The organism is Stenotrophomonas sp. Y6, from assembly GCF_022436665.1.
GTDB classification, from domain to species: Bacteria; Pseudomonadota; Gammaproteobacteria; order Xanthomonadales; family Xanthomonadaceae; genus Stenotrophomonas; species Stenotrophomonas acidaminiphila_A.
This window is the reverse complement of record NZ_JAKUKB010000016.1, coordinates 1-23,819: the sequence shown is the minus strand read 5'-3', so window position 1 is coordinate 23,819 and position 23,819 is coordinate 1. Positions and strand designations below refer to the sequence as shown.

Below are 23,819 nucleotides of genomic sequence, written 5' to 3'. Positions count from 1 at the left end.
GATGCTATAGATATCAATGACTTGGAATGGGTGAGGGTTTGGTGCGGTCCCACGGCCGACGGCAAACACCGCGCGTTCGCGGGCATATCGGTTACGCCACGACTCGCTCGGCATAACGCAAGCGCTCAAGCGCTTGAAGGGATGATTTGCTTTGATCGGGACCGGCGGTGTCCCTTCTTCCGACCAGAAGAAGGGACCAGCAAACCTCAATACAACCCCTGCGCCAACATCGCATCGGCCACCTTCACGAACCCCGCGATATTCGCGCCATCAACGTAATTGACGCTGCCGTCCGCGCGCTTGCCATGCTGCACGCAGTTGGCGTGGATCTCCTTCATGATCACGTGCAGGCGTTCGTCCACGTCGGCGTGGCGCCAGGACAGGCGCAGTGCGTTCTGGCTCATTTCCAGGCCGGAGGTGGCGACGCCGCCGGCGTTGCTGGCCTTGCCGGGGGCGTACAGGGTGCCGGCCTGCAGGAACACGTCCACCGCTTCCAGGGTGGAGGGCATGTTGGCGCCTTCGGCCACGCACAGGGCGCCGTTGTGCACGAGGGTGCGGGCGTCGGTTTCGTCCAGCTCGTTCTGGGTGGCGCAGGGCAGGGCGATGTCGGCCGGGATGTGCCAAGGGCGGCGGCCTTCGAGGAATTCAAAGCGTTTGTCGCCGGCCAGCTCGGCCAGGCGGCCGCGGCGTTCGTTCTTCAGTGCCATCACGTCGTGCATGGCCTGTTCGTCGAAACCGTCGTAGGCGTAGAGGGTGCCGCCGGAGTCGGAGAAGGTGAGGACCTTGCCGCCGAGTTCGGCGGCCTTGAGCGCGGCGAACTGGGCGACGTTGCCGGAGCCGGAGATCAGCACCCTGGCGCCGTGGGTTTCGCGGCGGGCGTGGTGCAGCATCTGCTCGACGAAGTAGACGGTGCCGTAGCCGGTGGCTTCCGGGCGCATCAGGCTGCCGCCGTAGGCCAGGCCCTTGCCGGTGAATACGCAGGCGGCGTCGTTGCTGAGTTTCTTCATCATGCCGGCCATGAAGCCGACCTCGCGCGCGCCCACGCCGATGTCGCCGGCCGGCACGTCGGTGTCCGCGCCGAGGTGGCGGTACAGCTCCAGCATCAGCGCCTGACAGAAGCGCATCACCTCGCCCTCGCTCTTGCCCTTGGGGTCGAAGTCCGCGCCGCCCTTGCCGCCGCCCATGGGCAGGGTGGTCAGCGCGTTCTTGAAGGTCTGCTCGAAGGCCAGGAACTTCAGGATCGACAGGTTCACCGAGGGGTGGAAGCGCATGCCGCCCTTGAACGGGCCGATGGCCGCGCTGTGCTGCACGCGGAAGGCGCGGTTGACGTGGGTGCGGCCGCTGTCGTCGGCCCAGGCCACGCGGAACTGGATGACCCGTTCCGGTTCCACCAGGCGTTCGAGCAGGCCATGCCGCGCGTACTGCGGGTGCTGCTGCAGGAACGGCCAGAGGCTGAAGGTGACTTCCTTGACCGCCTGCAGGAACTCGGGCTGGTCAGGGTCGCGGCGGGCGACGTACGCAAGGAACGCGTCGGGACTGCGGTGGTTCAAGGGCATTCCTCCTGAAGGTGGGGAAAGGACAACAACAGGACAGCCATAACGAAAGACGCGGCCCGGGGGCCGCGTCGTGGAGTCATTGCAGGCGGGCGAGCACCGCCTGCGCCGCCTGGGATGTGGAAAGCGCTCGTCCCTGCGCGGCCAGGTCGGCGGTGAACAGGCCGTCGTCCAGCGCGGCGGCCACCGCCTGCTCAATGGCGGCGGCTTCGTCCTCCAGCCCCAGCGAGTGGCGCAGCAGCATGGCCGCGCTGAGGATGGTGGCGTAGGGGTTGGCGATGCCCTTGCCGGCGATGTCCGGGGCCGAGCCGTGGATCGGCTCGAAGATGCCCACCTTGCCCTGTTCGCCCAGCGAGGCGGACGGCAGCAGGCCCAGCGAGCCGGCCAGCATCGAGGCCTCGTCGGTGAGGATGTCGCCGAACATGTTTTCGGTGACGATCACGTCGTAGGCGCGCGGCTTGGCGATCAGGTGCATGGCCATGGAATCGACCAGCTGGTGTTCCAGTTCCACGTCGGGGAATTCCTCGCGGCCGATGCGCGCGGCCACGTCGCGCCACAGCCGCGAGGTCTCCAGCACGTTGGCCTTGTCCACCGAGGTCAGCTTGCCGCGGCGCTGCCGGGCCAGGCGGAAGGCGCTGCGCAGCACGCGCTCGATTTCGGCCACGGTGTAGCGGCACAGGTCGCTGGCGCTGTCGGCGTCGCGGGTCTTGTCGCCGAAGTAGATGCCGCCGGTCAGCTCGCGCACGACCACGAAGTCCACGTCCGCGAGCAGCTCGGGCTTGATCGGCGAGGCGTGCAGCGCGGCCGGGTGGGTGCGCACCGGGCGCAGGTTGGCGAACAGGCCCAGCGCCTTGCGGATGGCCAGCAGGCCCTGTTCCGGGCGCATCTTGGCGTTGGGGTCGGACCACTTGGGCCCGCCGACGGCGCCGAGCAGCACGGCGTCCGCCCTGCTGCACGCGTCCAGGGTGGCGGCCGGCAGCGGCTCGCCGTGGTTGTCGATGGCGATGCCGCCGATGTCGTGTTCGGCGAAAGTGAAGTCATGGCCGAAGCGCGCGGCGATGGCCTTGAGCACGTCCACCGCGGCGACGGTGATCTCGGGGCCGATGCCGTCACCCGGCAGTACGACGATGTTGGCTTGCATGGGGGTTCCGGTTGTCCTGTTGCTGTCGTTCGGCCCGGCACCCGTGGCGGTGGGTGCGGGCGGTAGGGGGCGTCACGCCGCGCGCGCGGCCTCGTAGCGTTCGATCTCTTCCACGCGGCCAAGCAGCCAGCCCAGCTGGTCCACGCCTTCCAGCAGACAGGTCTGCGAGAAGCCGTCCAGCGGGAAGGCGTACACCTTGCCGGCGGGGGTGCGCAGTTCGCGCGCGGCCACGTCGATGGTCAGTTCATCGTCCGGGCGCTGCATCAGTTCCTGCACGTCGGCTTCGTCCAGCACGATCGGCAGCAGGCCGTTCTTCAGCGCATTGCCGCGGAAGATGTCGGCGATCTCGCTGCTGACGATGGCGCGCAGGCCGAGGTCGGTCAGCGCCCACGGCGCGTGCTCGCGCGAGGAGCCGCAGCCGAAGTTGCGCCCGGCCAGCAGGATCGAGCGGCCGGCGTTCTGCGGCTGGTTGAAGGCGAACTCCGGGTTCGGCGTGCCGTCGGCCTGCCAGCGCCAGTCGTTGAACGCGTTCTTGCCCAGCCCGGCACGCTCGGTGGTGGACAGGAACCGCGCCGGGATGATCTGGTCGGTGTCGATGTTGGTCTGGCGCAGCACCACGCTGCGCGAGCTCAGGGTACGGAAACCGGCCATCACGCCACCTCCTGGTCGAACAGTTCACGCACGTCGGCGACCTTGCCGTTCACCGCGGCCCAGGCCGCACTCAGCGGCGAGGCCAGCAGGGTACGCGAGCCCGGGCCCTGGCGGCCCTCGAAATTGCGGTTGCTGGTGCTCACCGCCAGTTGCCCCGGCGCGACCAGGTCGCCGTTCATGGCGATGCACATCGAGCAGCCGGGTTCGCGCCATTCGGCGCCGGCGGCGCGCACGATCTCGTGGATGCCTTCGGCCTCGGCGTCGCGCTTGACGATCTCCGAGCCGGGCACCACCAGCATGCGCACGCCGGCGGCGACGCGGCGGCCGCGCAGCACCTGCGCTACCTCGCGCATGTCGCTCAGGCGGCCGTTGGTGCAGGAGCCGACGAACACCACGTCCACCGGTGTGTCGGCCAGCGCGTGGCCGGCTTCGAACTTCATGTAGTCCAGGCCCTTCTGCGCGGCGGCGTCGTTGGCGGCCGGGATCGGAGCGTCCACCGCGATGGCGGTGCCCGGGTGCGTGCCCCAGGTCAGGGTGGGGCGGATGTCGGCAGCGTCGATGCGCACCTCCACGTCGAAGCGCGCGCCGTCGTCGCTGCGCAGTGTCTTCCAGTGGGCAACCGCCTTGTCGAACTCGGCGCCCTTGGGGCCACGCGGGGTGTTGGCGACCCAGTCGAAGGTGGTCTGGTCCGGCGCCACCATGCCGGCACGGGCGCCGGCCTCGATGGACATGTTGCACAGGGTCATGCGCTGTTCCATGTCCATCGCGGCAATAGTGGAACCGCGGAATTCCAGCACGTGGCCGGTGCCGCCGTTGACCCCGATCACGCCGATGATGTGCAGCACCACGTCCTTGGCGCCGACGCCCGGCGCCAGTTCGCCGTCAACGGTGATCGCCATGGTTTTGGCCTTGCGCTGCAGCAGGCACTGCGTGGCCAGCACGTGGCCCACTTCGCTGGTGCCGATGCCGAAGGCCAGCGCGCCGAATGCGCCGTGGGTGGAGGTGTGGCTGTCGCCACAGACAATCGTCATGCCCGGCTGGGTGAAGCCCTGCTCCGGGGCGATCACGTGGACGATGCCGCGGCTGCTGGAGGCCATGTCGAACAGCTCGATGCCGTATTCGGCGCAGTTCCGGGCCAGCATCTGCACCTGCGCCTCGGAGGCCTTGCTCGCATACGGCAGCCTGCCGTCGGCGCCGGCCGGCAGGGTCGGCGTGGAGTGGTCCATGGTCGCCTTGGTGCGGTCCGGGCGGCGCGGCTTCAGTCCGCGCTCGCGCAGCTCGGTGAACGCCTGCGGCGAGGTGACTTCGTGGATCAGGTGCAGGTCGATGTACAGCACGGCCGGCGCGCTGTCGCTTTCGGGGACGACGACGTGCGCGTCCCACAGTTTGTCGTACAGGGTCTTGGGTGCGGAGCTCATTGCGTGTTGGTTCCGTTGCCTATGCGGGGCCGTCGCGCTCAGGCGCTGACGGCTTCCTGGGTCTTGTTGCCTTCGCGCTGGCGCAGCAGGCGGTTGGTGACGTCCAGCCAGGCCAGCGCGCTGGCCTCGATGATGTCACGGCTGGTGCCGGTGCCTTCGTAGATGTTGCCCTCGTGGCGCACGCCCAGGTTGGCCTCGCCGCGCGCGTCGGCGCCGATGCCGACGCTGTGCACATGGTAGCTGTCCAGGGTGAGCTGCACGCCGGTGGCGGCCGACAGCGCCGAGAACAAGGCATCCACCGGGCCGTCGCCCTGCGCGGTTTCGGCCACGCGGTTGCCTTCCGGGTCGGACAGTTCGACCAGCGCGTTGGCGCGGCTGCCGACGTCGCTGATGGTCATCGACGCCAGGCGGTAGCCGTCGCCGCCGGAGTTGCCCTGCATCAGGGTCTGCAGGTCGGCGTCGGTGACCACGCGCTGCTGCTCGCACAGCGCTTTGAACTGGTCGAACACCAGCTTCAGCTCTTCCTCTTCCAGCCAGTAGCCCAGCGCACGCAGGCGCGCCTCGACCGCGGCGCGGCCGCTGTGGCGGCCCAGCACCATCTGCGAGGACTCCCAGCCCACGTCTTCCGGGCGCATGATCTCGTAGGTGTTGCGGTTGCGCAGCATGCCGTGCTGGTGGATGCCCGACTCGTGCGCGAACGCGTTTGCGCCGACGATGGCCTTGTTGCGCTGGACCGGCATGCCCACCAGCCGCTGCAGCAGCTGCGAGGTCGGCACGATGCGGCGGGTGTCAAAGCCCGTGTCGAAGTTGTAGAACGCGTTGCGCACCTTCAGCACCATGGCGATCTCTTCCAGCGCGCAGTTGCCGGCGCGCTCGCCGATACCGTTGATGGAACCTTCCACCTGGCGCGCGCCACCTTCGATGGCGGCCAGCGAATTGGCCACGGCCAGGCCCAGGTCGTTGTGGCAGTGGGCGCTGAAGATGACCTGGTCGGCGCCGGCGGCATTGCCGATGACGTGCCGGAACATCGCGCGGATCTCGTCCGGGGTGGTGAAGCCCACGGTGTCGGGCAGGTTGATGGTGCGGGCGCCGGCGGCGATGGCGACCTGCGCCACTTCGGTCAGGAACTCCAGCTCGGTGCGGGTGGCGTCCTCGGCCGAGAACTCGACGTCGTCGATGTAGCCGCGCGCCATGCTCACATGCTTGTGTACCGATTCGAGCACCTGCTCCCGGCTCATGCGCAGCTTGTGTTCGCGGTGCAGCGGGCTGGTGGACAGGAACACGTGCAGGCGCGGCCGCGCCGCCGCTTCCAGTGCCCTGGCCGAGGTTTCGATGTCGCCCGGCAGGCAGCGCGACAGCACCGCCAGCACCGGGTCGCGGATCTCGCGGCCGATCAGCGCCATGGCCTCGCGGTCGGATTGGGAACTTGCCGGGAAGCCGGTTTCGATCACGTCCATGCCCAGCTCGGCCAGGGCGCGCGCCATCACCAGCTTCTGCGGTGGGGTCATGCTGCAGCCCGGTGACTGTTCGCCATCGCGCAGGGTCGTGTCGAAGATGGTAATTCGCGGGGTGTTGATGGTTGGAGTAGTCACCAGAGGGTCTCCTCGACAGCGGGTGCGATGATGTTGGGGTGTTCGTTTCGGGAGGGCCGCGGCGCGTTGGGGGCGACGCGGCTTCTAAGTCGGTCTGCGTTGCGCCGGCGCGGTTTGCGCGGCGGGCTGGGGCGCACTTCGGACAGCAGCGTGGACAGCACGGTGGCGTCGATGTTGCCGCCGGACACCACCGCGCATTTGCGCTTGCCGGCGACGCGGCGGCCGGCGGCCAGCGCCAGCGCGCCGGCGCCTTCGGCGATGACGTGTTCCTCCAGCGCCAGCCGCACCAGGGTTTCGCGCAGTTCGGCTTCGCGCACGATGACCACGTCGTCGAGCAGGCTGGCGCACAGGCGGCGGGTGAGGAAACCGGGGATCTTGACCTTGACGCCGTCGGCCAGGGTGGCGACCGGGGCGATTTCGCGCACGTCGCCCTTGATCGCACGCGCCATCGAATCCACGCCCTCGACCTGGGCGCCGATGATGCGCACGCCCTGCGACTTCAGCGCCAGCGCCACGCCCGAGGCCAGGCCGCCGCCGCCGATCGGCACGATCACCACGTCCGGTGCGTGCGGGGCGAGTTCGATGCCCAGCGTGCCCTGGCCGGCGATCACGTCCGGGTCATCGAACGCGGACAGGAAGCGGTAGCCGTTCTGCTCGGCCAGCTCGCGGGCGAACGCGTAGGCTTCGTCGTAGCTGCTGCCGTGCTGGCGCACGGTGGCGCCCCAGTGCTGCACGCCGGCGATCTTGGTGGCCGGTGCGCCGTGCGGCATCACCGTGATGGCCTGCACGCCGAGCCGGAACGAGGCCCAGGCCACGCCCTGGGCGTGGTTGCCGGCCGAGGCGCAGATCACCGGGCGTTCGTCGCCGCGTTCCAGGGCGGCCAGCATCGCGTTCAGCGCGCCGCGCACCTTGTAGGAGCCGGTGCGCTGCAGGTTCTCCAGCTTGAGCCAGGTGCCGAAGCGCTCGGCATAGTGCAGCGGGGTGGGCGGCAGGAAGCGCCGCAGCCGCGCCTGCGCGGCCAGCACGTCGGCGACGCTGACGTTGATCGCGCCGCTGTCCGCGGCGGCGACGACGGGGCGGCCAAGGTCAGGCATGTACGTGGCCAAGGCCCGGGGCGTGCGGTGGGCGTCGAAGAAGACGCCTCCGCGCGCGGGCCCTGCCCCGCGCGGGACAGGGCAGGCGCCGTACGTCGCCTACGTCGGGATTCATGCCGCCACCCCGGCCGGTTCCAGCGGCACGATCCGCACCGATTCGCAGTCGTAGACCTTTTCCAGCTGCCGGCACAGGGTTTCCGGCGGGCGCTCGCCGCTGACTTCCAGCTGCACGTGCCAGCGGCCGGCGTCTGCGGGCTGGCGGCTGCCGGCGATGTTGCAGGGCGCGAAGCCCCGGCGCTCGACCATGCCCAGCACGCGCAGCAGCGCGCCTTCGGCGGGGGTCAGCACCAGGTCAAGCCGGTATTGCATTGGAACTCTCCTGCGTTGCCTTGGCATGGGCGGGGTTGCCTTCCAGCATGGTGCTGTTGGCGTTGTTCGGCGGCACCAGCGGCCACACGTTGGCGCGCGCGTCGATGGCCACGTGCAGCAGCGCCGGGCCGGGGGTGTCGAGCAGCGCGGCCAGCGCGTCCTCGACGTCGGCGCGCTGGGTGATGCGCGTGGCCGGGATGCCGAACACCTGCGCCAGCGCGGCGAAGTCCGGGTTGTCGGACAGGTCGATCTCGCTGTAGCGCTCGGCGAAGAACAGTTCCTGCCACTGCCGCACCATGCCCAGCGAGGCGTTGTCCAGCAGCACGATCTTCACTGGCAGGCTGCAGCGGGCGATGGTCGCCAGCTCCTGCACGTTCATCATGAAACTGCCGTCGCCGGAGACCAGCACCACGGTGCGGTCCGGGCAGGCGAACTGCGCGCCCATCGCCGCCGGCAGGCCGAAGCCCATGGTGCCCAGCGCGCCGGAAGTCAGGTGGTTGCGCGGGTGGTTGAAGCGGCAGTGCTGGGCCACCCACATCTGGTGCTGGCCGACGTCGCAGGCAATGACCGTGTCCGGCGGCGCGATCTCGCTCAGCCGCTTGAGCAGCGCCGGGGCGTAGATGTCCTGGCCGGGGGCGTCGTAGCGCGCGGCGAACTTCTCGCGGTTGGCGGCGCAGCGCGCGCGCCAGCCGTTGCAGTTGCCGCGGTTGCCGGACAACGCGCGCAGGCCGGCCTTGAGGTCACCGGGCAGGGCGATGTCGGCGCCGCGCAGCTTGTCGATCTCGTAGGCGTCGGCATCCAGGTGGATGACCCGCGCGAACGGCGCGAACTCGGTCAGCTTGCCGGTGGCGCGGTCGTCGAAGCGGGCGCCGACCACGATCAGCAGGTCCGACTCCTGCACCGCCATGTTGGCGGCGCGGGTGCCGTGCATGCCCAGCATGCCCAGGTACTGCGGGTGGTTGGCCGGCAGCGCGCCCAGCCCGCGCAGGGTCAGCACGGTGGGAATGCCGGAGGCCTCGACGAAGCGGCGGAAGTCCTCCACCGCGCCGCCCAGGGCGATGCCGCCGCCGCCGTAGACCACCGGCTTCTCGGCGGCGGCGATCATCTCCAGCGCCGCGGCCAGGCGCTGCGGGTCCGGCGGCGGCAGCGGGGCGACCGTGGCCGGCACGTGCTCGGGCAGGTGCGAGGCGTCGGCCAGCTGCACGTCCTTGGGCAGGTCGATCAGCACCGGGCCCGGGCGGCCTTCGCGGGCCACGCGGAACGCGTCAGCCACCACCTGCGGCAGGTCGTCGACGCGGCGCACCAGCCAGCTGTGCTTGACGATGGGCAGGGTCATGCCGAACACGTCCAGCTCCTGGAACGCATCGGTGCCCAGCAGCGGCGTGCCGACCTGTCCGGTCAGGCACACCATCGGTACCGAGTCGAGCATCGCGTCGGCGATGCCGGTGACCAGGTTGGACGCGCCGGGGCCGGAGGTGGCCACGCACACGCCGACCTTGCCGCTGGCGCGGGCGTAGCCGTTGGCGGCCAGCGCCGCGCCCTGCTCATGGCGCACCAGGATGTGCTTGAGGGTGGAATCCACCAATGCGTCGTAGAACGGCATGATGGTGCCGCCCGGGTAGCCGAACAGCGTCTGCACGCCTTCGGCCTCCAGGGCCTGCGTCAACCAGCGTGCGCCATTGCGTGGCGCGCCGTGGACGGGAGTGTTCATGCAGCGACCTTGACCTTTGCTCTGTGCGGGTGGGGGACCGCGCGGTTACGCGTTCTGCGCCTGCAGCCAGACCATCTTGGCGCGCAGCTCCTTGCCGACCTTCTCGATCGGGTGCTCCAGGTCGGCCTGCTTGAACCGGTTGTAGTTCGGCAGGCCGGCTTCGTACTCGGCCACCCAGTTCTTGGTGAAGGTGCCGTTCTGGATGTCGGTGAGCACGTCCTTCATGCGCGCCTTGGTGCTGGCGTCGATCACCCGCGGGCCGCTGACGTAGTCGCCGTACTGCGCGGTCTCGGAGACGAATTCGAGCATGCGGGTGATGCCGCCTTCGTAGAACAGGTCGACGATCAGCTTCAGCTCGTGCAGCACTTCGTAATAGGCGATCTCCGGCTGGTAACCGGCTTCGACCAGGGTCTCGAAGCCGGCCTGCACCAGCGCCGAGGCGCCGCCACACAGCACCGCCTGCTCGCCGAACAGATCGGTTTCGGTCTCTTCCTTGAAGGTGGTCTTGATGATGTTGGCGCGGGCGCCGCCCAGGCCGGCGGCATAGGCCAGCGCGAACTGCTCGGCCTTGCCGCTGCGGTCCTGGTAGACGGCGTAGATGCACGGCACGCCGCGGCCGATCTCGTACTCGCGGCGCACCAGCGCGCCCGGGCCCTTGGGCGCCACCAGCACCACGTCCAGGTCCTCGCGCGGGGCGATCATGCCGTAGTGCACGTTCAGGCCGTGGGCGAACAGCAGGCAGGCGCCCTGCTTCATGTTCGGCGCCAGCACGTCCTCGTAGAGCTTCTTCTGCACCATGTCCGGGGTCAGCACCGCGACCAGGTCGGCGTCCTTGACCGCCTCGGCCGGCGTCTTGACCACGAAGCCGTCGGCCTGGGCCTTGGCTTCGGTCGGGCCGCCCGGGCGCAGGCCCACGGTTACCTCGAAGCCCGATTCACGCAGGTTCAGCGCATGCGCGCGGCCTTGGCTGCCGTAACCGATGACGGCGATCTTGATCTGGGGCAGTTCGTTGGAGCTCATGGACTCGGTTCCTTGCAGTGAGAGAGGGAGCGCAAAAGAAAACGGCCGTCGCGTCAGGACGCGGCGGCCGCCGGGGGAGGGATCAGGGCCATGCACGCCGCAGCGGCGCGCATGGCGGCGCGGGTGCTGTGTTTGTGCGTGGCGGTATCGGTGGTGAACATGGTTTCAGTTGAAATGGATGCTGGAAACGAAAAACCCCGCACCGGGGTCGGCGCGGGGTTTTTGATCGAATCTGGCTTTTTTCTGCTACGCGCCAGCTCGTCCCGCACCTGTGGGCTCGGTAATAAGCACGAGTACGAGCAGCGACGCCGCGGCGGTGGCCGGGGTGCGGTTCGGGTTGGCGCTGGTGTGGCGTTGCAGCATGGCTCGAGATAACCACGGCACTTTCGGCATTGTCAAGCGTGGCGACCCGTTACCCGCGTGTGTCCGGCCGCGGGCGTTGGAAACGGTTGTCACTGCGGCATGGTTGCCGATGAAAGTGGTTTGCCGGCGTTGTGCCCGGGTGCCGCCAATACGCCAGTTGCGCGGATCGCGCCGCGCATCGGGGACGCCCGCGCCCGCCGCCTGCGCCCGCATGCAGACGCGCCCGCGGCGCGGCAGGCGTCGCTCCGGATCTGGATCCGGCTGTCGGTCTGCAGCGGCGTCGACAGCAGGTGAAGAAGCGTGATGGGACGCGGACGGTTTTCACGGTTTTATCAGTGAGGCCCCGAAAAACACCGGGCCGCCAATCCGAACGCTGGGGAACCACATGAACCGTTTTCTCGCCTGCCATAGGGGGAATGGAAGCCTGTGTCTATCGAACCGCACCGGGGGGACCGGGCCATGAGCGCGTGGCCGGGTAACGCGCAGCCGCTGGTCCGGCTGCTCGGGCAATGCCGCATCGGCGAGGGTGGGCGCCTTGCCTACCGCAAGGGCTGGGCACTGCTGGCCTATCTGGCGGTCGAGCGCCCGCGCGTGCATCGCCGCAGCCGCATCGCGGCGATGCTGTGGCCCGACCTCGCCCCGGGGGCGGCGCTGACCAACCTGCGCCAGGTGCTGGCCGATCTGAACCGCGCGATCGTCGCGGTCGCCGGCGAAGGCGTGCTGCTGATCGACCGCGAGCACGTGCACCTGTGCCCGCAGGCGTCGCAGGGGCTGTTCGACATCGACCTGCTGGAACCGGCGCAGATCGCCGGCAGCGCCGCGCGGGAGTGGCTGGAGGACGCCGGCGAACTGCTCGAAGGCGTGGCCCTGGAGCACTGCGACGAATTCTGCGAATGGCTGCCGGGCGCCAGGGCCTGGGCGCTGCAGCGCCTGCTCAAGGCGCTGGAGCGCGCGCGCGAGGACGCCACCGCCAGCCAGGACCTGGAGGTCGCGGTGAACCTGTGCCGACGCCACGTGATGCTCGACCCGTGGAACGAATCGCAGCAGCGCAGCCTGATGCGCCTGTACGCGCAGCGTGGTGAACCGGACATGGCCCTGCACTGCTACCGGACGCTGGCCCGCGGGCTGGAGCAGGAACTGGCGGTGGAGCCGCAGCCGGCGACCCACACCCTGGCGATGGAGATCGCCCAGCGCCATGCGGCCGCGCCATCGCTGCGTGGCTATGGCCGCATCCGCGCGCCGCGCGCGGCACCGCAGGACAAGGCGATGCGTGCCTGAGCCGGGCGCCGGCGCATGACCGTGTCGGCGGTCCGTTACCGGGCACCGTCTACATCCCGGCCGCACCCGCACACAGCGCCGCCATCGTCCGTCGATGGCGGCTTTTTCGTTCCCTGACCTTCTCGTTCGATGACAGGGCGGCATGCGCGCGCGTCCGCCCCGGCACGCGCGCGGACCCGCATGCCGGGGCGGCGGGCAGGCGGGCGGCGCGGGATCGGCCGCCCGCCCGTTGCCTTGGCGCGTCCGGCTCAGGGCCCGGTGTACTGCAGGTTCTTCGCCGCGGTGCGCACGGTGTCGTCGGGGAAGCCGCCGAGCATGTCGGCGCGGCGTGCATTGCTGACGATCTCGATTTCCAGGCGCCGTGCCTCGTCGGGGAAGCGGGCGGCGAACTGGTCGCGGTATTGGCGCGAGGTGGCGGCATAGGTGCCTGCCGCGGCCAGCGCCGCGCCGGCGGCGATGGTGCTGCCGACGGCGGTGCCGATGCTGCCGCCGGCGACGGCCACGCGCCAGTTCCAGCCGCCATAGGTCTCGAACATCTCGGCGATGGTGTCCAGGGTCTCGGAGGTGGTGTTGATCAGGTCGGCGGTGGCATCGATGAGCGCCACCGAGGCGTTCATGGCTTCGGCCACGCCCAGCTCGACCATGATGTCCAGCTGCACCTCGTGGTTGGCCATGGCCGGCGTGGTCAGGCGCGCGGCCATGGCCACGTTGGCGTGCGCGTACAGCGCCGGGGCGTAGTGCTCGCCGCAGCGCAGGCGGCTCCACAGCTGGTCGATGCCCACCGCCAGCACCTTGTCCTGGTAGTTGTCGGGGCCGCCGCCGGGGCGGCGCGGTGACTGGAACACCGGTGAGGTGGCGTCGTGCGCAGGCGCGAGCGGATCGACCACCGCCAGCGCGTAGGCGACGTTGCCGGCGACCTGCGCCGGCTCCAGCTCGCGCCGGGTGTGTACGTGCTCCGCGCTGGCCGGCAGCATCGCCGCGTTGCGCAGGGCATTGCAGAAATCCATGCTGTTGAGGCTGTTCAGTCCGCTGTGCGGCAGGTTGGCGCAATCGACCACGCTGCAGTTGTCCCACGGCTGGAGCTTGCTGAAGGGCACGAACCGCGGCGCGTTGATGGTCACCTGCAGCGGCACCGCCTGGTCCGCGATCTGCGCCAGGTCGGCCGGCAACGCGGTATCCACGTCGGCCACGCGCTGGGCGGCGGTGCTCCAGCCGGCCAACGGCGCGCTGTCGCCGCTGCGGCGCAGGACGCCGTAGCGGATGTTGCCGGCGCGGCTGTCGGGCAGGCTCAGCGTGCGCCAGGGCAGGGTACCGACCTCGCCCTGGGCGCAGTCCTCGCGGCCATCGCTGAGCGGGCTGGCCGGGCAGGGCAGGCGTGCGTGGATGGTGGCATAGCCCAGCACCGCGTCGTCGGCGCGCTGGAGCAGGTCGCGCTGCGCCACCTGGCTGCGCTCGTGCGCGGTGTCGCTCAGCCAGCGGGTGAGCAGGATGCCGATGATGCCGAGGATGACCAGGGCCACGGTCAGTTCGATCAGCGAGAAGCCGCGCTGGTGCGCGCGGGCGGGGGAGATGGCGGTGGGCGTCATGGGTTCAGTCCTGCGCGATCCAGGGTGAGAGCGGTGTCGCGGGCGTCCTGGTAGAGCGTGTCGATCCGCTCCATGAAGTTCCTGACCTGGTCGCGCCGGGTCCTGGCGTCCTCCACCGCATCCTGAGCGTCCTTCAGGGCGATGGCCGCGCTGGCCAGGCTCTTGGCCGCCATGCCCATGGACACCACCGACTTGGCCAGCTGCTTGGCGCCGGCGGCAATGGTCAGCCCGTCCGGCGGCCAGCCCGAGGCCAGCAGGGTGAGGGCGATGGCCTCGTTGGTGATCGACTCGGCCATGGCGTACACCGCCAGCGCCAGGCTGACGGCGGCCTGGTCGCGGGTGGTTTCGGCGATGTGGATGTCGAACTCGCGGAACTCGAAGTTGAAGCGGGTCAGTTCCAGCGAGCTCCAGGCCGATTGCGCGGCCTGCGCGCTGCCCTGGGCGCGGGCCAGGCGATCGGTGCACGACAGGCGGCTGGCGAGTTCGCCGGGGCCGGCGGCGACCGTGGCCAGGTCGCTGTCGGTGGGGGTGCCGGGCATGGTCTGCGCCGCCGGCTTCCACTGCGCGTCGGCATCGGCGCGGCCGTGCCCGGCCAGCCCGGAATGGCCCAGGTAGTAGGCCACCGGCATGCCCAGCCCGGCCATCGGTATGTCGCTGCGCTGTTCCAGCAGCAACTGCATGCACAGGTCCAGGCCGTTGCTGTTGCCGGTGACCGCCAGCGGATCGGTGGGCGGCAGCAGCGGATCGAAGGCGTTGCCCGGCGCCACCGCCAGCCGTGGTTGCACCTGGTAGTGGATGCGCATGCGGGCGGGCAGTCCCAGCTCGGCCACCGGCAGCCAGCCCACGGCGGCACCGGTGGCGCGGCCGTTGCCGTCGCCGTCGGCCGTGGGCAGGTGCCCGGTACTGCGCATGTAGCCCAGTAGCGCCTGTTCGGCCTGCGCCAGTTCCTGCCGCTGGCGCTCGGCGTCGAGCACCCTGTTGCCGAGCGGCAACAGGCTGACCAGCAGGACCGTCAGCAGCGCGGCGATGGCCAGCGCCACGGCCAGTTCCACCAGGGTGAAGCCGGCGCGGGCCAGGCGGTGTGGTGCGCGGCTCATGGCTGCACCAGCGGCTGCGGGCCGGCCGAGCCGCGCGAGTCGGCCCATTCCAGCGCCGGTTCGGCGCCGAACGCCATCGGGATCTCGTCGCCGCCGCTGACGCTGCCGCTGCGCATGTCCTCGTACTCCTGCTTCAGCTTCTGGAACTGGGCGTAGAGGTCGTCGTAGTGCTTCTTGGCGTTGCTGGCGCCGAGCTTGGCGCGCTTCCAGTCCTCGAACGCGCGGCTGTAGGGATAGCGCTGGCAGTACAGGCCCACCTTGTAGGTGTCGCCCCAGGTGATGCTGCCGGGCCACCACCACTGGCTGCCGTTCCACTGGCGGCTGTTGAAGTACGCGCAGGCGTTCTCCGGCAGCAGTTCATACAGCTGCAGCGTCCCGAACAGCGGCGTATTCGCCGGACTGGTGATCAGCAGCGGCGGGCGGCCGCCGCCGTAGGGTTCGGGCGCGTAGAACGGCAGCCGCCGGTTGCGATCCTGAAGTTCCCACTTTGTTCCCGGCGGATCGGTACTGTTGTCGGGCACCTGCACCGAGACCTGATACGTCTCCACGATCGGCGACTGCTTCCAGGCATAGCTGACCGGGTTGTCGTCCTTGTCGCGGGTGATCTCGATGGCCCACTGGAACCAGTCGTAGCCGGCGCCGGTGGGGTACGTCAGCCACGGAGCTTCCTTGCGGTTGATGCGCCCGTTGTAGGCGTTGCGGGCGTTGTCCATGCCCTGCTGCAGCCCGGCCTGTTCGGCCCTGAGCTCGTTGATCCGGTCCTGCATGTTGGGCTTGCAGACCGCATCCGGCGTGGGGTCGAGCGGGTAGGGTGGCGGCGACAGGGTCTCGACCCAGCCGTAGTTCTTTTCGGCATCGCTGCCATTGCGGTCGGTACACGCCGCGTCGCGGTAGCGGCCGGTGCCGGGGCTGACCGCCTTGCACTCGCGCACCGGCTCGGGCTTCTGGCAGGTCTCGATGTACAGGACCGTGAGGTTGGCGTTGTCGCACTTCTGCCGGGTCATGGCGGTCTGCGGGCTGGCGCCGCAATGCTGGCTGTCGTCGCGCTGCGCCTTCATCTTCGACAGGATCGAATCGCCGCCGCTGAACCAGCTGTTGAAGTTGTCCTCGCGCAGCTTGATTTCCCGGTCCAGCTCCTCCTTGCGCATGCGCAGGCTGGACCAGTCCTGGGCCAGGGTGCGCAGGGCGATGGCGTCGGTCACCGCCTGGTCCTGGTTGTAGACGTAGTCGGTGATCTCCACCCGGTCGCGGTCGCCCTTGGGGCGGGTGACGGTGATGGTCTGGGTGGCGTCATTCGGGTCCGGTTCGGTGATGGTCTCGGTGCCGACATGGGTGCACGTGCCGCCATTGAGCACGTACTGCCCGGCGTTGGCCCCGACATAACGGCACTCCACCCGGACCTGGGCCTTGCCGTAGCGGCAGTCCTTCCAGTTGCCGTCGCAGATCCGCTGGCGCGTGGCCTCCACGTCGATGCGCTCGACGATGCGGCCGTTCTCGCTCAGATCGCCATTGCCGGCCACGGCGACGCCCCATGGCGCCAGCCGCCAGGTTTCCAGGGCATCGACCTGCACCTGCAGGGTCTGCCAGTTCTTCCTGGCCTCTTCGGTTTCCTGCTCCAGCCCCTTGCGCGGCGCGCCGGCCTCGTATTCCGGCTCGTACAGCGGGTTGCCGCTGCTGTCGTACATCGGCTTGCCGTCGGCATCGAGCCGCGGGATCGGGTTGCCGTTGGCGTCGCGCCGGTAGACGATGCGGTACTTGTCCTTGGGGTCGTCACCCTCGCGCCAGTCCGGGTTGAGCTCGGTCTTGACCACGCCCTCGTCGTCGCCGCAGTTGCGCGCCCACAGCGTGCATTCCAGTTGCCGGCGGGCTTCTTCGGGGTTGCTGACCGGCGGAATGGCCGATTTGCGCGCCAGGTCGCGCGCCTTGATCGTGGCCGCCAGTGCCGCGCTGACCAGCGGCAGCGAGGCGGCCTTGGCCGCCAGGGTCACGCCCTTGGTACCCAGGCCGACCACCGCGGTGACCACCGCCGAGGTCTTGATCGGCACTTCGGCGCAGGTGGTGCCCAGCGACGCGATGCAGGTGACGATGGCGCGCACCAGCGATACCGAGGAGGTCACCAGCGTGGTGATGTTGTCGGACAGGCTGATGGCGGTGGCCACCAGCTTGAAGATCACCGAGATCTGCGCCTGGACCGCGCCCTGCACGGCCGATTCGGTGGCGTCGATGTTGCTGGCCTGCAGCTCGCCCAGCGCATCGTGCAGGGTCACCGCGGCGGCCAGCACGTCCATGCCGGCCAGCGACACGTTGTAGGGCGTGGCGGTGGCGGCCGCCGCGCCGGGCAGGCCCAGCGGCGTGGCGTAGGCGCGCGCCAGCGGTGCCGGCGTGGCGCCGCCGAGCAGCCGGCAGCCGAGCATCTGCCCGGCGCCGTCGAAGGTGCGCACGCGCACGCGGTCGTCGTAGCCGCCACTCCATTCCTGCCAGGGGGCGGCCATCTGCGCGCCACCGGCGGCGTTGGCGTCATCCAGGCGCGACGCCCCGGACTGCGGGCCGGCGGCGGCGATGCCGTAGGCCACGTTCCAGGGCACGCCGGCGCTGCCGGCGCGCAGCGGATCGTGCGGCTGCACCTGCGCCAGCTCCAGCGTGCGGCACAGGTCCAGTCCGTTGACGGCGACGAAGCCGCGACGGCCGGTCTCTTCGCCGTCCTCGTCGCGGGTGATGATCTCGCGCACCCTGCCGTCGGTGAGGGGCGGCTGGTAGGTATTGCCCGGCGCGGTGAGGTCCAGGTGGGTGGCGGCGTCGCCGCGATAGACCATGTAGGCCACCGGACCGAAACGCATGCCGTCGCCGGAGGCGCCGAGCAGGGTGCGCGCGGGCAGCCAGCCCTTGGCGTTGCCCGAGGCGCAGTTCTCCTCGCCGTTGGCGGTGTCGGCCGGGCACGGCAGGCGCGCGTGCGCGGCGGCGAAGGCGGCGATCGCCTCGTCCGCCCAGCGCAGCGCCTGCTCCTGGGCCACGGCCTGCGCCGGCGCGCGCTTGGATTGCCACAGCACCGCGCCGGCGGCGAGCGCGCTGCCGACCAGCAGCAGGATCAGCATCACCTGGAGCAGGCCGAAGCCGGATTGCGCGGGGGTCGCGGCCGCGGGTGGAAGACGCGTGGGCTGGTTCATGACGGGTGTCCTGAATGGCCGTTGGGGGAAAGCGGAAACGGGGTCACTGGTTCATCCGCAGGTAGCCGGTCATCACCTTGACCAGGCCGTCCTCGCGGCCGTTGCGGGTCTGGGTGTCGTCCTCGGTCCATGGCCGCGGCTGCGATGCGCTGCTGCTGCCGACGGCGACATTGCACAGGCTGCTGCCGCCGCTGTACTTGGGGATCGGTGCCTGCTCGCGCAGGCGGCCGAAACAGGCGTCGATGCGGCCGTCGATGCGCGCGTCGAGCTGGTTGGCCAGTTCCGGGGTCAGGCCCTTGAGCACCATGATGTTGCGCACCCGCGGCTGGTAGCCGCCGGTGGGCGTGGGCTCGGCCCAGTCGATGACGGTGTCGAAGCACACCTGCAGCTGCTGCGGGTTGCCCTGGCTGTCGCGGTAGACGTAGAACGACTCCATGCCCTCGGCGCGCCCCTGCGGCAGCGCGACGCCACGTTCGAGCATGGCCTTGCGCAGGGCGAAGTTGCCCGGGTCGTCGCACAGCTCGCGGCCGCTGCGGTCGAGCTGGCCGTTGATGCGGCCGCTGGGGTTGGCCGGGGTATCGCCGGGGACCACCCCGCTCTGCTGCACGTAGCGGTCGTAGGCGACGATCCAGCCCTGCACGAACTCGCCGCCGATGCGTTCGGCCTCGGCGCTGCGGTAGACGTCGCGGCCGACGCTGACCGCGCCGATGATCAGCGCGATGATCACCAGCACCACCGACATCTCCATCAGGGTGAAGCCGGCGGCCGACGGAAGGGGGCGGGTAGGACGGTGCATGACGGGATCCTCAGAACTGCGGGGAAGCGATGGCCTGCTTGACCAGGTCGTAGACGGGCAGCAGCAGGGCGACGATCAGGAACACGAACATGCCGCCGGCCAGCAGCACCACCACCGGCTTGATGACTTCGGACAGATTGGTGATCAGCCGCTGCAGGCGCAGGCTGTACTCGGCCGACAGGCGCGCGAACTGCGAATCCAGGGTGCCGGTCTCCTCGCCGACGCCGATCATGCGCACCATCATCGAGGGGAAGCCGCCGACCTGGCGCATCGCCGCGGACACCCGGTCGCCGCGCTCCAGTACCTGGCGGATGGCGATAATGCGGTCGCGGTAGTACTCGTCGCGCATCGCCCGTTCCATCACCTGCAGGCTGCTGACCATGTCCACGCCGGCGCGGATCAGCAGCGCCATGTACTCGGTGAAGAACGCCAGCCCCGAGGAGTACATGATGGTCCTGGCGATGGGCAGCTTGTGCAGGGTGTAGTGCGCGGCGCGGCGGAAGCCGCGGCTGTAGCGCCAGGCCACCCACAGCACGAACGCGGACACCACCATGGCCACGGCGATGAAGCCGATGTGGCCGATCAGCCATTCCGAGCCCTTCATCACCGCGATGGTCAGCGGCGGCAGTTTGGCGTTCATCTGCTTGAACAGATCGGCCAGGTTGGGGATGACGTAGTAGATCCAGAAGCCGCCGGCGGCGAAGATCGCCGAGAACACGAACGCCGGGTAGATCAGCGCCTGGCGGGTGTCGGCGGTCATCTTGGAGATGCGTTCGATGTGGTCGGCCGACTCCATCAGCATCTTGTCCATAGTGCCGGTTTCGTCGCCGATCATCAGCAGGTTGCGCACGGTCTCCGGGAACGCGTCCGGGTAACGCGACACCGCGTCGCTGAGCGAGGCGCCGGCATCCAGTTCGTCCAGCAGCCGGCGCGCCAGCCGCGCGGCGTTGGAGGTGCGGCCACCGCCGACCTCGTTGGCCACCGCACGCAGCGATTCCATGATCGGGATGCCGCTGGAGGTCATCACCGCCAGGTCGCGCAGCATCCCGGCCAGCTCCACCGAGCGGATGCTCGGCTTGACCAGCTGGGTGATGGTGCGCTGCGCTTCGCCCAGCCAGCCGGGGAAGCGGTACAGGGTGAGCACGACCGCGTCGAAGTTCTTTTCCAGCCACATCCGCGCCGACGAATCGTGTTCGACCGACAACTGGGTGACGCCGGCGCGCACGCGGCCGCTGGAGAGCAGCAGGCGGTAGTAGTAGACGTTCATGGCGCCGGCCCCACGCCGGCCACGCGCATCACTTCCTCGCTGGTGGTCTGGCCGGCGATGACGCGCGCCCTGGCGACGTCCTCGATGCTGCGGAAGCCGGCGTTCATGGCCAGGCTGCGCAGCGTCTCGCGGCTGACGTCGTCGGCGATGCCGTTGGCCAGCGCTTCGTCCACCAGCATGATGTCGTACACCGGCAGGCGGCCATGGAAGCCGCTGCCGCGGCAGCGCTCGCAGCCGGCGCCGCGCTTGCCGCAGCTGCCGGCCGGCAGGTCCAGCCATTCCAGTTCGCGCTCGCTGAAGGGCACTTCGTGGGCGCAGAACGGGCAGTTCTGGCGCACCAGGCGCTGGTTGACCACGGCCAGCAGGTTGTCGGCGATGACCTGCGCCTCCAGCCCCAGCGGGCGCAGCCGCGGGACCACGCCGAACACGGTGGTCACGTGCAGGGTCGAGAGCACCAGGTGGCCGGTGGCCGCCGCTTCCAGCGCCGCCTGCGCGGTCTCGGCGTCGCGCATTTCGCCCAGCAGGATCACGTCCGGGTCGTGGCGCAGGAAATGCCGCAGCGCGGAGCTGAACTCGTAGCCGGCGCGACGGTTGACCTCGGTCTGGCCGGCGCCGGGCACGCGGTATTCGATGGGGTCCTCGACGGTAAGCACGTTGCGCTCGATCAGCGACTGCATCCGCAGCGCGGCATGCAGCGAGGAGCTCTTGCCCGAGCCGGTGGGGCCGGTGATCAGCACCAGCCCGGCCGGGCGCGCGAACAGGCGTTCCAGCACCGCCACGTCCTCGGCGAAGAAGCCCAGTTCCTCCAGCCCGGCCAGGTCGCTGTGCTCGGGCAGCAGGCGCATGACGGTGCGCTCGCCGGCATCGGTGATCAGGGTCGACACGCGCACCGTCACCGCCGAATCCAGCACCGTGGCGCGGAAGCTGCCGTCCTGCGGGCGGCGCTGTTCGGAGATGTCCATTTCCGCGGTCAGCTTGATGTAGCCGAGCAGGCGGTTGAGGGTGAGCGGCATGGCGAACATCGGCCGCAGCACGCCGTCGACGCGGAACAGCACGTGCAGGCTGTCGTCGGACGGCGCCAGGTGGATGTCGGTGGTGCGCTCGCGTACCGCGTAGTGCAGCAGGTAGTCCAGCAGCTTTTCCGGGCTGTAGGCATGGTCGTTGTCGGTCGACAGCCGCTTGATCTCGCGTTCGAGCAGGCTTTCGACAGGGTTCTGCGCGAAGTAGTAGGTGTGGCGGATCAGCCGCGCGACCTTGCCGTATTCGCCCTGCAGGAAGCGGCAGCGCAGGCCGCAGCGCTGCAGCACCAGCTGCCCCACGGCCTGGGTGTCGGCATCGCCGAGCAGCACTTCCAGCGCATCGCCGCTGCGCCGCAGCGGCAGGAACTGGCGCAGCTGGCACAGTTCGCGGTTGAACATCGCCAGCACCTGCGGTTCGGCATGCGCCAGCGTGTCCACCTGCACGTACTCGATGCCGTTCATCTCGGCCAGCACGCGCACGATGTCCGACTCGTTGGCCAGGCCGTGGCGGATCAGGACGCGGCCCAGGCGCTGTTTCTCGACCTCGTTCTTCTGCAGTGCGTACTGCAGCTGGGTGGCGTCGATCAGGCCGCGTTCGAGCAGGCGTTCGCCCAGGCGCGTGCCGTCGCGCTGCACGGCGGGCGGGGTCGCGGGGCGGGCGGGGGTGGGATCAACCGTTGCCATGGTGTTGCGTTTCCGGGGAAGTGGACGAAGTGGCGGCGCGGGCCGCCAGCAGGGTGTCGAACAGGAACAGGGTCGCCGGGTCGGGGGCGCCGCTGGAGGGCAGCCCGCTGTGTTGCTGGAAGCGCGCGATCGCCGCGCGCATCCGCGGCCCGTAGAGGCCATCGAGGGGGCCGCCATACAGGCCTTCGGCCTGCAGCAGCACCTGCACCGCCAGCACGCGCGCGCGCTGGTCCTGCGCGGCCAGGAAATCCTCCGCGCGCAGCCGCGCACGCCATCCCGCCTGCCAGCCGTCGGCCAGCCGCTGCAGGCACAGGCCTTCGCGCGTGGGCAGCCGTGCCAGCCAGGCATCGGTGACCGCCTGTACCTGCACCCCGGCCTGGCCCAGGCGGCGCAGGCAGCCGCTCCAGTCCGCGTCGTCGTCGTCGCCGGCGGGCGCGGCGGTGGCCTGCAGCGGCATCGCCGCGGCTGCCGGCGGGGCATCGCCGGCGCGTGAATCGGCGCCGCGCAGCGCCAGCGCCAGCAGTGTCGCGGCCAGTACCCCGGCCAGCGAGGCGGCTGTGGCCAGCGCCGGCCGCGTGCGCCGCAGGCGGCGTGCCAGCGGGCGCGCGCCGGCTTCGGCGGCGGCGGTACGCACCAGCGCCGGATCGATCACCCGCGCCTGCGCCGGCATCGCGTACAGGCCGTACAGGCAGCGGTCCATGATCTGGTGGATGCGGCGCGGGTTGCCGCCGCTGGCGCGGTGCAGCGCCAGCGCGGCATCGGCGCGCAGGCGGATGCCGGGGCTGGGATTGCCGGCGGCATCCAGGCGGAAATGCACGTAGCGCTGCACTTCGTCGGCGGCCAGGACGTCGAGCTGCACGTGCTTGCAGATGCGGCTGGTCAGCTGGCGGATGCCGGGCTGTTCCAGGTTGGCGCGCAGTTCCGGTTGCCCGGCCAGGACAATCTGCAGCAGCTTTTCCTGGCCGGTTTCCAGGTTGGTGAGCAGGCGCAGCAGTTCCAGGCTTTCCAGGGTCAGGTTCTGCGCGTCGTCGATCATCAGCACGCAAGTCACCTGCGCGCGCCATTGCTGGACCAGGAAGCGGTTGAGGGTGTCGATGTCCGCCGCCGGCGTGCCGCGCGCTTCCAGCCCGAAGTCCCGCAGTACCGCGGCCAGCAGGTCCGGGCCCTGCAGGAAGGTGTTGAACACCAGCGAGGTGACCATGCCCTCGCCACCCAGCGCGACCAGCAGCCGGCGCAGGAAGGTGCTCTTGCCGGTGCCGATCTCGCCGGTCAGCAGCACGAAGCCGGCGCGGGTACGCAGGCAGTGCGCGGCCTCGACCCGCTCGGCCTCCAGCCGCGCGGTCTGGAACCACGCCGCGGCATCGGGCGTGGGCGGGAACGGCGCGCGTTCCAGCCCCAGCGTCTGCAGGTGGCGGGCCAGGGCCGGGTTCATGGCGCGCCGCGGTCCAGTTCGGCCAGCGCGCGGGCCACCTGCGGCGAGCGCGGATGGCGCCCGGACAGCCGTGCCAGCCGCGCGCGCGCGGCGTCGGCGTCGCCGCGGCGGGCGTCGAGCAGGGCGATGTTGACCCCGGCGTTCACGTCTTCGGGAACGCGCTCGGCGATCCGGCGGTACAACGCTTCGGCCTGGTCGGTGTCGTTGCCGGCATGCGCGACCCAGGCCTGCATGCGCAGCAGGGTCAGGCTCTCCGGCGAGAGCAGGCCAGCCAGCCGCGCCAGTGCCTGGCGGGCGTTGTCCAGGTCGCCGCCGGCCATCGCGCGCTCGACATCGGCCACGGCCTGTTCCACCGCGCGGCCGTCACCGCCGGCATCGGCCGGGGCGGCGCCGCTGCGGCGTTCGACCTCGATGTGGATCGCAGGCGCGGCGCTGTCGTTGGCGGCGGTCGCCGGCAGCGGCGCCGACCGGGCCGGGGCCGGCGTGGCGACGCCCGGCGTGTTGCTTGCGGGCGTGTCGGACGCCGGCTGCGGCGTGGGAACGACCGCCGGCGTGGATTCCGGCGGTTGTACCGCCACGCTCGC

The 23,819-nt window shown here is 70.2% G+C and carries 19 protein-coding genes; 1 reads left to right on the top strand and 18 read right to left on the bottom strand.

Going from position 1 to position 23,819, the window contains the following annotated elements; all coding sequences use genetic code 11:
- Window positions 1–206: 206 nt before the first annotated feature.
- The 10 genes from gdhA to MKP15_RS16545 all read right to left on the bottom strand — a co-directional run bounded on the left by gdhA (window position 207) and on the right by MKP15_RS16545 (window position 10,818).
- Window positions 207–1,556, bottom strand: coding sequence for an NADP-specific glutamate dehydrogenase (gene gdhA, locus MKP15_RS16590; protein ID WP_240213470.1), 1,350 nt, complete (start codon window positions 1,554–1,556; stop codon window positions 207–209).
- Window positions 1,557–1,632: 76 nt separating this feature from the next.
- The gene (leuB, locus tag MKP15_RS16585; RefSeq protein WP_240213469.1) at window positions 1,633–2,694 is read right to left on the bottom strand and encodes a 3-isopropylmalate dehydrogenase; all 1,062 of its coding nucleotides are present in this window, start codon (window positions 2,692–2,694) and stop codon (window positions 1,633–1,635) included.
- A gap of 72 nt (window positions 2,695–2,766) precedes the next feature.
- Entirely contained in the window at window positions 2,767–3,345 is a 579-nt protein-coding gene (gene leuD, locus MKP15_RS16580) for a 3-isopropylmalate dehydratase small subunit (protein ID WP_240213468.1), read from the bottom strand.
- Window positions 3,345–4,763 carry a 3-isopropylmalate dehydratase large subunit gene (gene leuC / locus MKP15_RS16575; protein ID WP_240213467.1) on the bottom strand — a complete coding sequence of 473 codons (1,419 nt, stop codon included), beginning with the start codon at window positions 4,761–4,763 and terminating at the stop codon, window positions 3,345–3,347. The genes leuD and leuC overlap by 1 nt, the downstream gene beginning before the upstream one ends.
- 38 nt (window positions 4,764–4,801) lie before the next feature.
- The gene (locus MKP15_RS16570; RefSeq protein WP_240213476.1) at window positions 4,802–6,358 is read right to left on the bottom strand and encodes a 2-isopropylmalate synthase; all 1,557 of its coding nucleotides are present in this window, start codon (window positions 6,356–6,358) and stop codon (window positions 4,802–4,804) included.
- Window positions 6,352–7,449 (bottom strand): threonine dehydratase, encoded by a 1,098-nt coding sequence (locus tag MKP15_RS16565; RefSeq protein WP_275692620.1) that lies wholly within the window; start codon window positions 7,447–7,449, stop codon window positions 6,352–6,354. The genes MKP15_RS16570 and MKP15_RS16565 overlap by 7 nt, the downstream gene beginning before the upstream one ends.
- A gap of 111 nt (window positions 7,450–7,560) precedes the next feature.
- The gene (locus tag MKP15_RS16560; RefSeq protein ID WP_054667479.1) at window positions 7,561–7,818 is read right to left on the bottom strand and encodes an ACT domain-containing protein; all 258 of its coding nucleotides are present in this window, start codon (window positions 7,816–7,818) and stop codon (window positions 7,561–7,563) included.
- Window positions 7,802–9,529: an acetolactate synthase 2 catalytic subunit gene (gene ilvG / locus MKP15_RS16555; RefSeq protein WP_240213466.1), complete on the bottom strand. Its 1,728-nt coding sequence runs from the start codon at window positions 9,527–9,529 to the stop codon at window positions 7,802–7,804. The genes MKP15_RS16560 and ilvG overlap by 17 nt, the downstream gene beginning before the upstream one ends.
- 45 nt (window positions 9,530–9,574) lie before the next feature.
- Window positions 9,575–10,549, bottom strand: a complete 975-nt coding sequence (gene ilvC / locus MKP15_RS16550) for a ketol-acid reductoisomerase (protein WP_240213465.1) — start codon at window positions 10,547–10,549, stop codon at window positions 9,575–9,577.
- A 53-nt stretch (window positions 10,550–10,602) separates the two neighbouring features.
- The gene (locus MKP15_RS16545; protein WP_158681896.1) at window positions 10,603–10,818 is read right to left on the bottom strand and encodes a hypothetical protein; all 216 of its coding nucleotides are present in this window, start codon (window positions 10,816–10,818) and stop codon (window positions 10,603–10,605) included.
- Window positions 10,819–11,371: 553 nt separating this feature from the next.
- Here MKP15_RS16545 and MKP15_RS16540 point away from each other — a divergent pair.
- On the top strand, window positions 11,372–12,190 hold the full coding sequence (locus MKP15_RS16540) for a BTAD domain-containing putative transcriptional regulator (RefSeq protein ID WP_161615247.1): 819 nt from the start codon (window positions 11,372–11,374) through the stop codon (window positions 12,188–12,190).
- A 248-nt stretch (window positions 12,191–12,438) separates the two neighbouring features.
- Here the strand turns inward: MKP15_RS16540 and MKP15_RS16535 are convergent, their stop codons facing one another.
- The 8 genes from MKP15_RS16535 to MKP15_RS16500 all read right to left on the bottom strand — a co-directional run.
- Window positions 12,439–13,776, bottom strand: coding sequence for a prepilin-type N-terminal cleavage/methylation domain-containing protein (locus tag MKP15_RS16535; protein ID WP_240213464.1), 1,338 nt, complete (start codon window positions 13,774–13,776; stop codon window positions 12,439–12,441).
- Window positions 13,773–14,873 carry a prepilin-type N-terminal cleavage/methylation domain-containing protein gene (locus MKP15_RS16530; RefSeq protein WP_161615245.1) on the bottom strand — a complete coding sequence of 367 codons (1,101 nt, stop codon included), beginning with the start codon at window positions 14,871–14,873 and terminating at the stop codon, window positions 13,773–13,775. Before MKP15_RS16530 ends, MKP15_RS16535 begins: the two co-directional genes overlap by 4 nt.
- On the bottom strand, window positions 14,870–18,037 hold the full coding sequence (locus MKP15_RS16525) for a hypothetical protein (RefSeq protein ID WP_240213463.1): 3,168 nt from the start codon (window positions 18,035–18,037) through the stop codon (window positions 14,870–14,872). The genes MKP15_RS16530 and MKP15_RS16525 overlap by 4 nt, the downstream gene beginning before the upstream one ends.
- A 43-nt stretch (window positions 18,038–18,080) precedes the next feature.
- Complete coding sequence (locus tag MKP15_RS16520) at window positions 18,081–18,833, bottom strand: prepilin-type N-terminal cleavage/methylation domain-containing protein (RefSeq protein ID WP_240213462.1); 753 nt, start codon at window positions 18,831–18,833, stop codon at window positions 18,081–18,083.
- Window positions 18,834–18,843: 10 nt separating this feature from the next.
- Complete coding sequence (locus MKP15_RS16515) at window positions 18,844–20,100, bottom strand: type II secretion system F family protein (protein WP_240213461.1); 1,257 nt, start codon at window positions 20,098–20,100, stop codon at window positions 18,844–18,846.
- Window positions 20,097–21,803, bottom strand: coding sequence for a type II/IV secretion system protein (locus tag MKP15_RS16510; RefSeq protein WP_240213460.1), 1,707 nt, complete (start codon window positions 21,801–21,803; stop codon window positions 20,097–20,099). Before MKP15_RS16510 ends, MKP15_RS16515 begins: the two co-directional genes overlap by 4 nt.
- Window positions 21,790–23,235: an ExeA family protein gene (locus MKP15_RS16505; protein WP_240213459.1), complete on the bottom strand. Its 1,446-nt coding sequence runs from the start codon at window positions 23,233–23,235 to the stop codon at window positions 21,790–21,792. The genes MKP15_RS16510 and MKP15_RS16505 overlap by 14 nt, the downstream gene beginning before the upstream one ends.
- Window positions 23,232–23,819: tetratricopeptide repeat protein (locus tag MKP15_RS16500; RefSeq protein ID WP_345778735.1), on the bottom strand; the 588-nt coding region annotated here is incomplete at its 5' end. The genes MKP15_RS16505 and MKP15_RS16500, both read right to left, overlap by 4 nt.

Bases quoted from the DNA above. Each gene is read 5' to 3' on its own strand.
- gdhA (WP_240213470.1), bottom strand. From the start codon at position 1,556: ATGCCCTTGAACCACCGCAGTCCCGACGCGTTCCTTGCGTACGTCGCC.
- leuB (WP_240213469.1), bottom strand. From the start codon at position 2,694: ATGCAAGCCAACATCGTCGTACTGCCGGGTGACGGCATCGGCCCCGAG.
- leuD (WP_240213468.1), bottom strand. From the start codon at position 3,345: ATGGCCGGTTTCCGTACCCTGAGCTCGCGCAGCGTGGTGCTGCGCCAG.
- leuC (WP_240213467.1), bottom strand. From the start codon at position 4,763: ATGAGCTCCGCACCCAAGACCCTGTACGACAAACTGTGGGACGCGCAC.
- MKP15_RS16565 (WP_275692620.1), bottom strand. From the start codon at position 7,449: ATGCCTGACCTTGGCCGCCCCGTCGTCGCCGCCGCGGACAGCGGCGCG.
- MKP15_RS16560 (WP_054667479.1), bottom strand. From the start codon at position 7,818: ATGCAATACCGGCTTGACCTGGTGCTGACCCCCGCCGAAGGCGCGCTG.
- ilvG (WP_240213466.1), bottom strand. From the start codon at position 9,529: ATGAACACTCCCGTCCACGGCGCGCCACGCAATGGCGCACGCTGGTTG.
- ilvC (WP_240213465.1), bottom strand. From the start codon at position 10,549: ATGAGCTCCAACGAACTGCCCCAGATCAAGATCGCCGTCATCGGTTAC.
- MKP15_RS16540 (WP_161615247.1), top strand. From the start codon at position 11,372: ATGAGCGCGTGGCCGGGTAACGCGCAGCCGCTGGTCCGGCTGCTCGGG.
- MKP15_RS16535 (WP_240213464.1), bottom strand. From the start codon at position 13,776: ATGACGCCCACCGCCATCTCCCCCGCCCGCGCGCACCAGCGCGGCTTC.
- MKP15_RS16530 (WP_161615245.1), bottom strand. From the start codon at position 14,873: ATGAGCCGCGCACCACACCGCCTGGCCCGCGCCGGCTTCACCCTGGTG.
- MKP15_RS16525 (WP_240213463.1), bottom strand. From the start codon at position 18,037: ATGAACCAGCCCACGCGTCTTCCACCCGCGGCCGCGACCCCCGCGCAA.
- MKP15_RS16520 (WP_240213462.1), bottom strand. From the start codon at position 18,833: ATGCACCGTCCTACCCGCCCCCTTCCGTCGGCCGCCGGCTTCACCCTG.
- MKP15_RS16515 (WP_240213461.1), bottom strand. From the start codon at position 20,100: ATGAACGTCTACTACTACCGCCTGCTGCTCTCCAGCGGCCGCGTGCGC.
- MKP15_RS16510 (WP_240213460.1), bottom strand. From the start codon at position 21,803: ATGGCAACGGTTGATCCCACCCCCGCCCGCCCCGCGACCCCGCCCGCC.
- MKP15_RS16505 (WP_240213459.1), bottom strand. From the start codon at position 23,235: ATGAACCCGGCCCTGGCCCGCCACCTGCAGACGCTGGGGCTGGAACGC.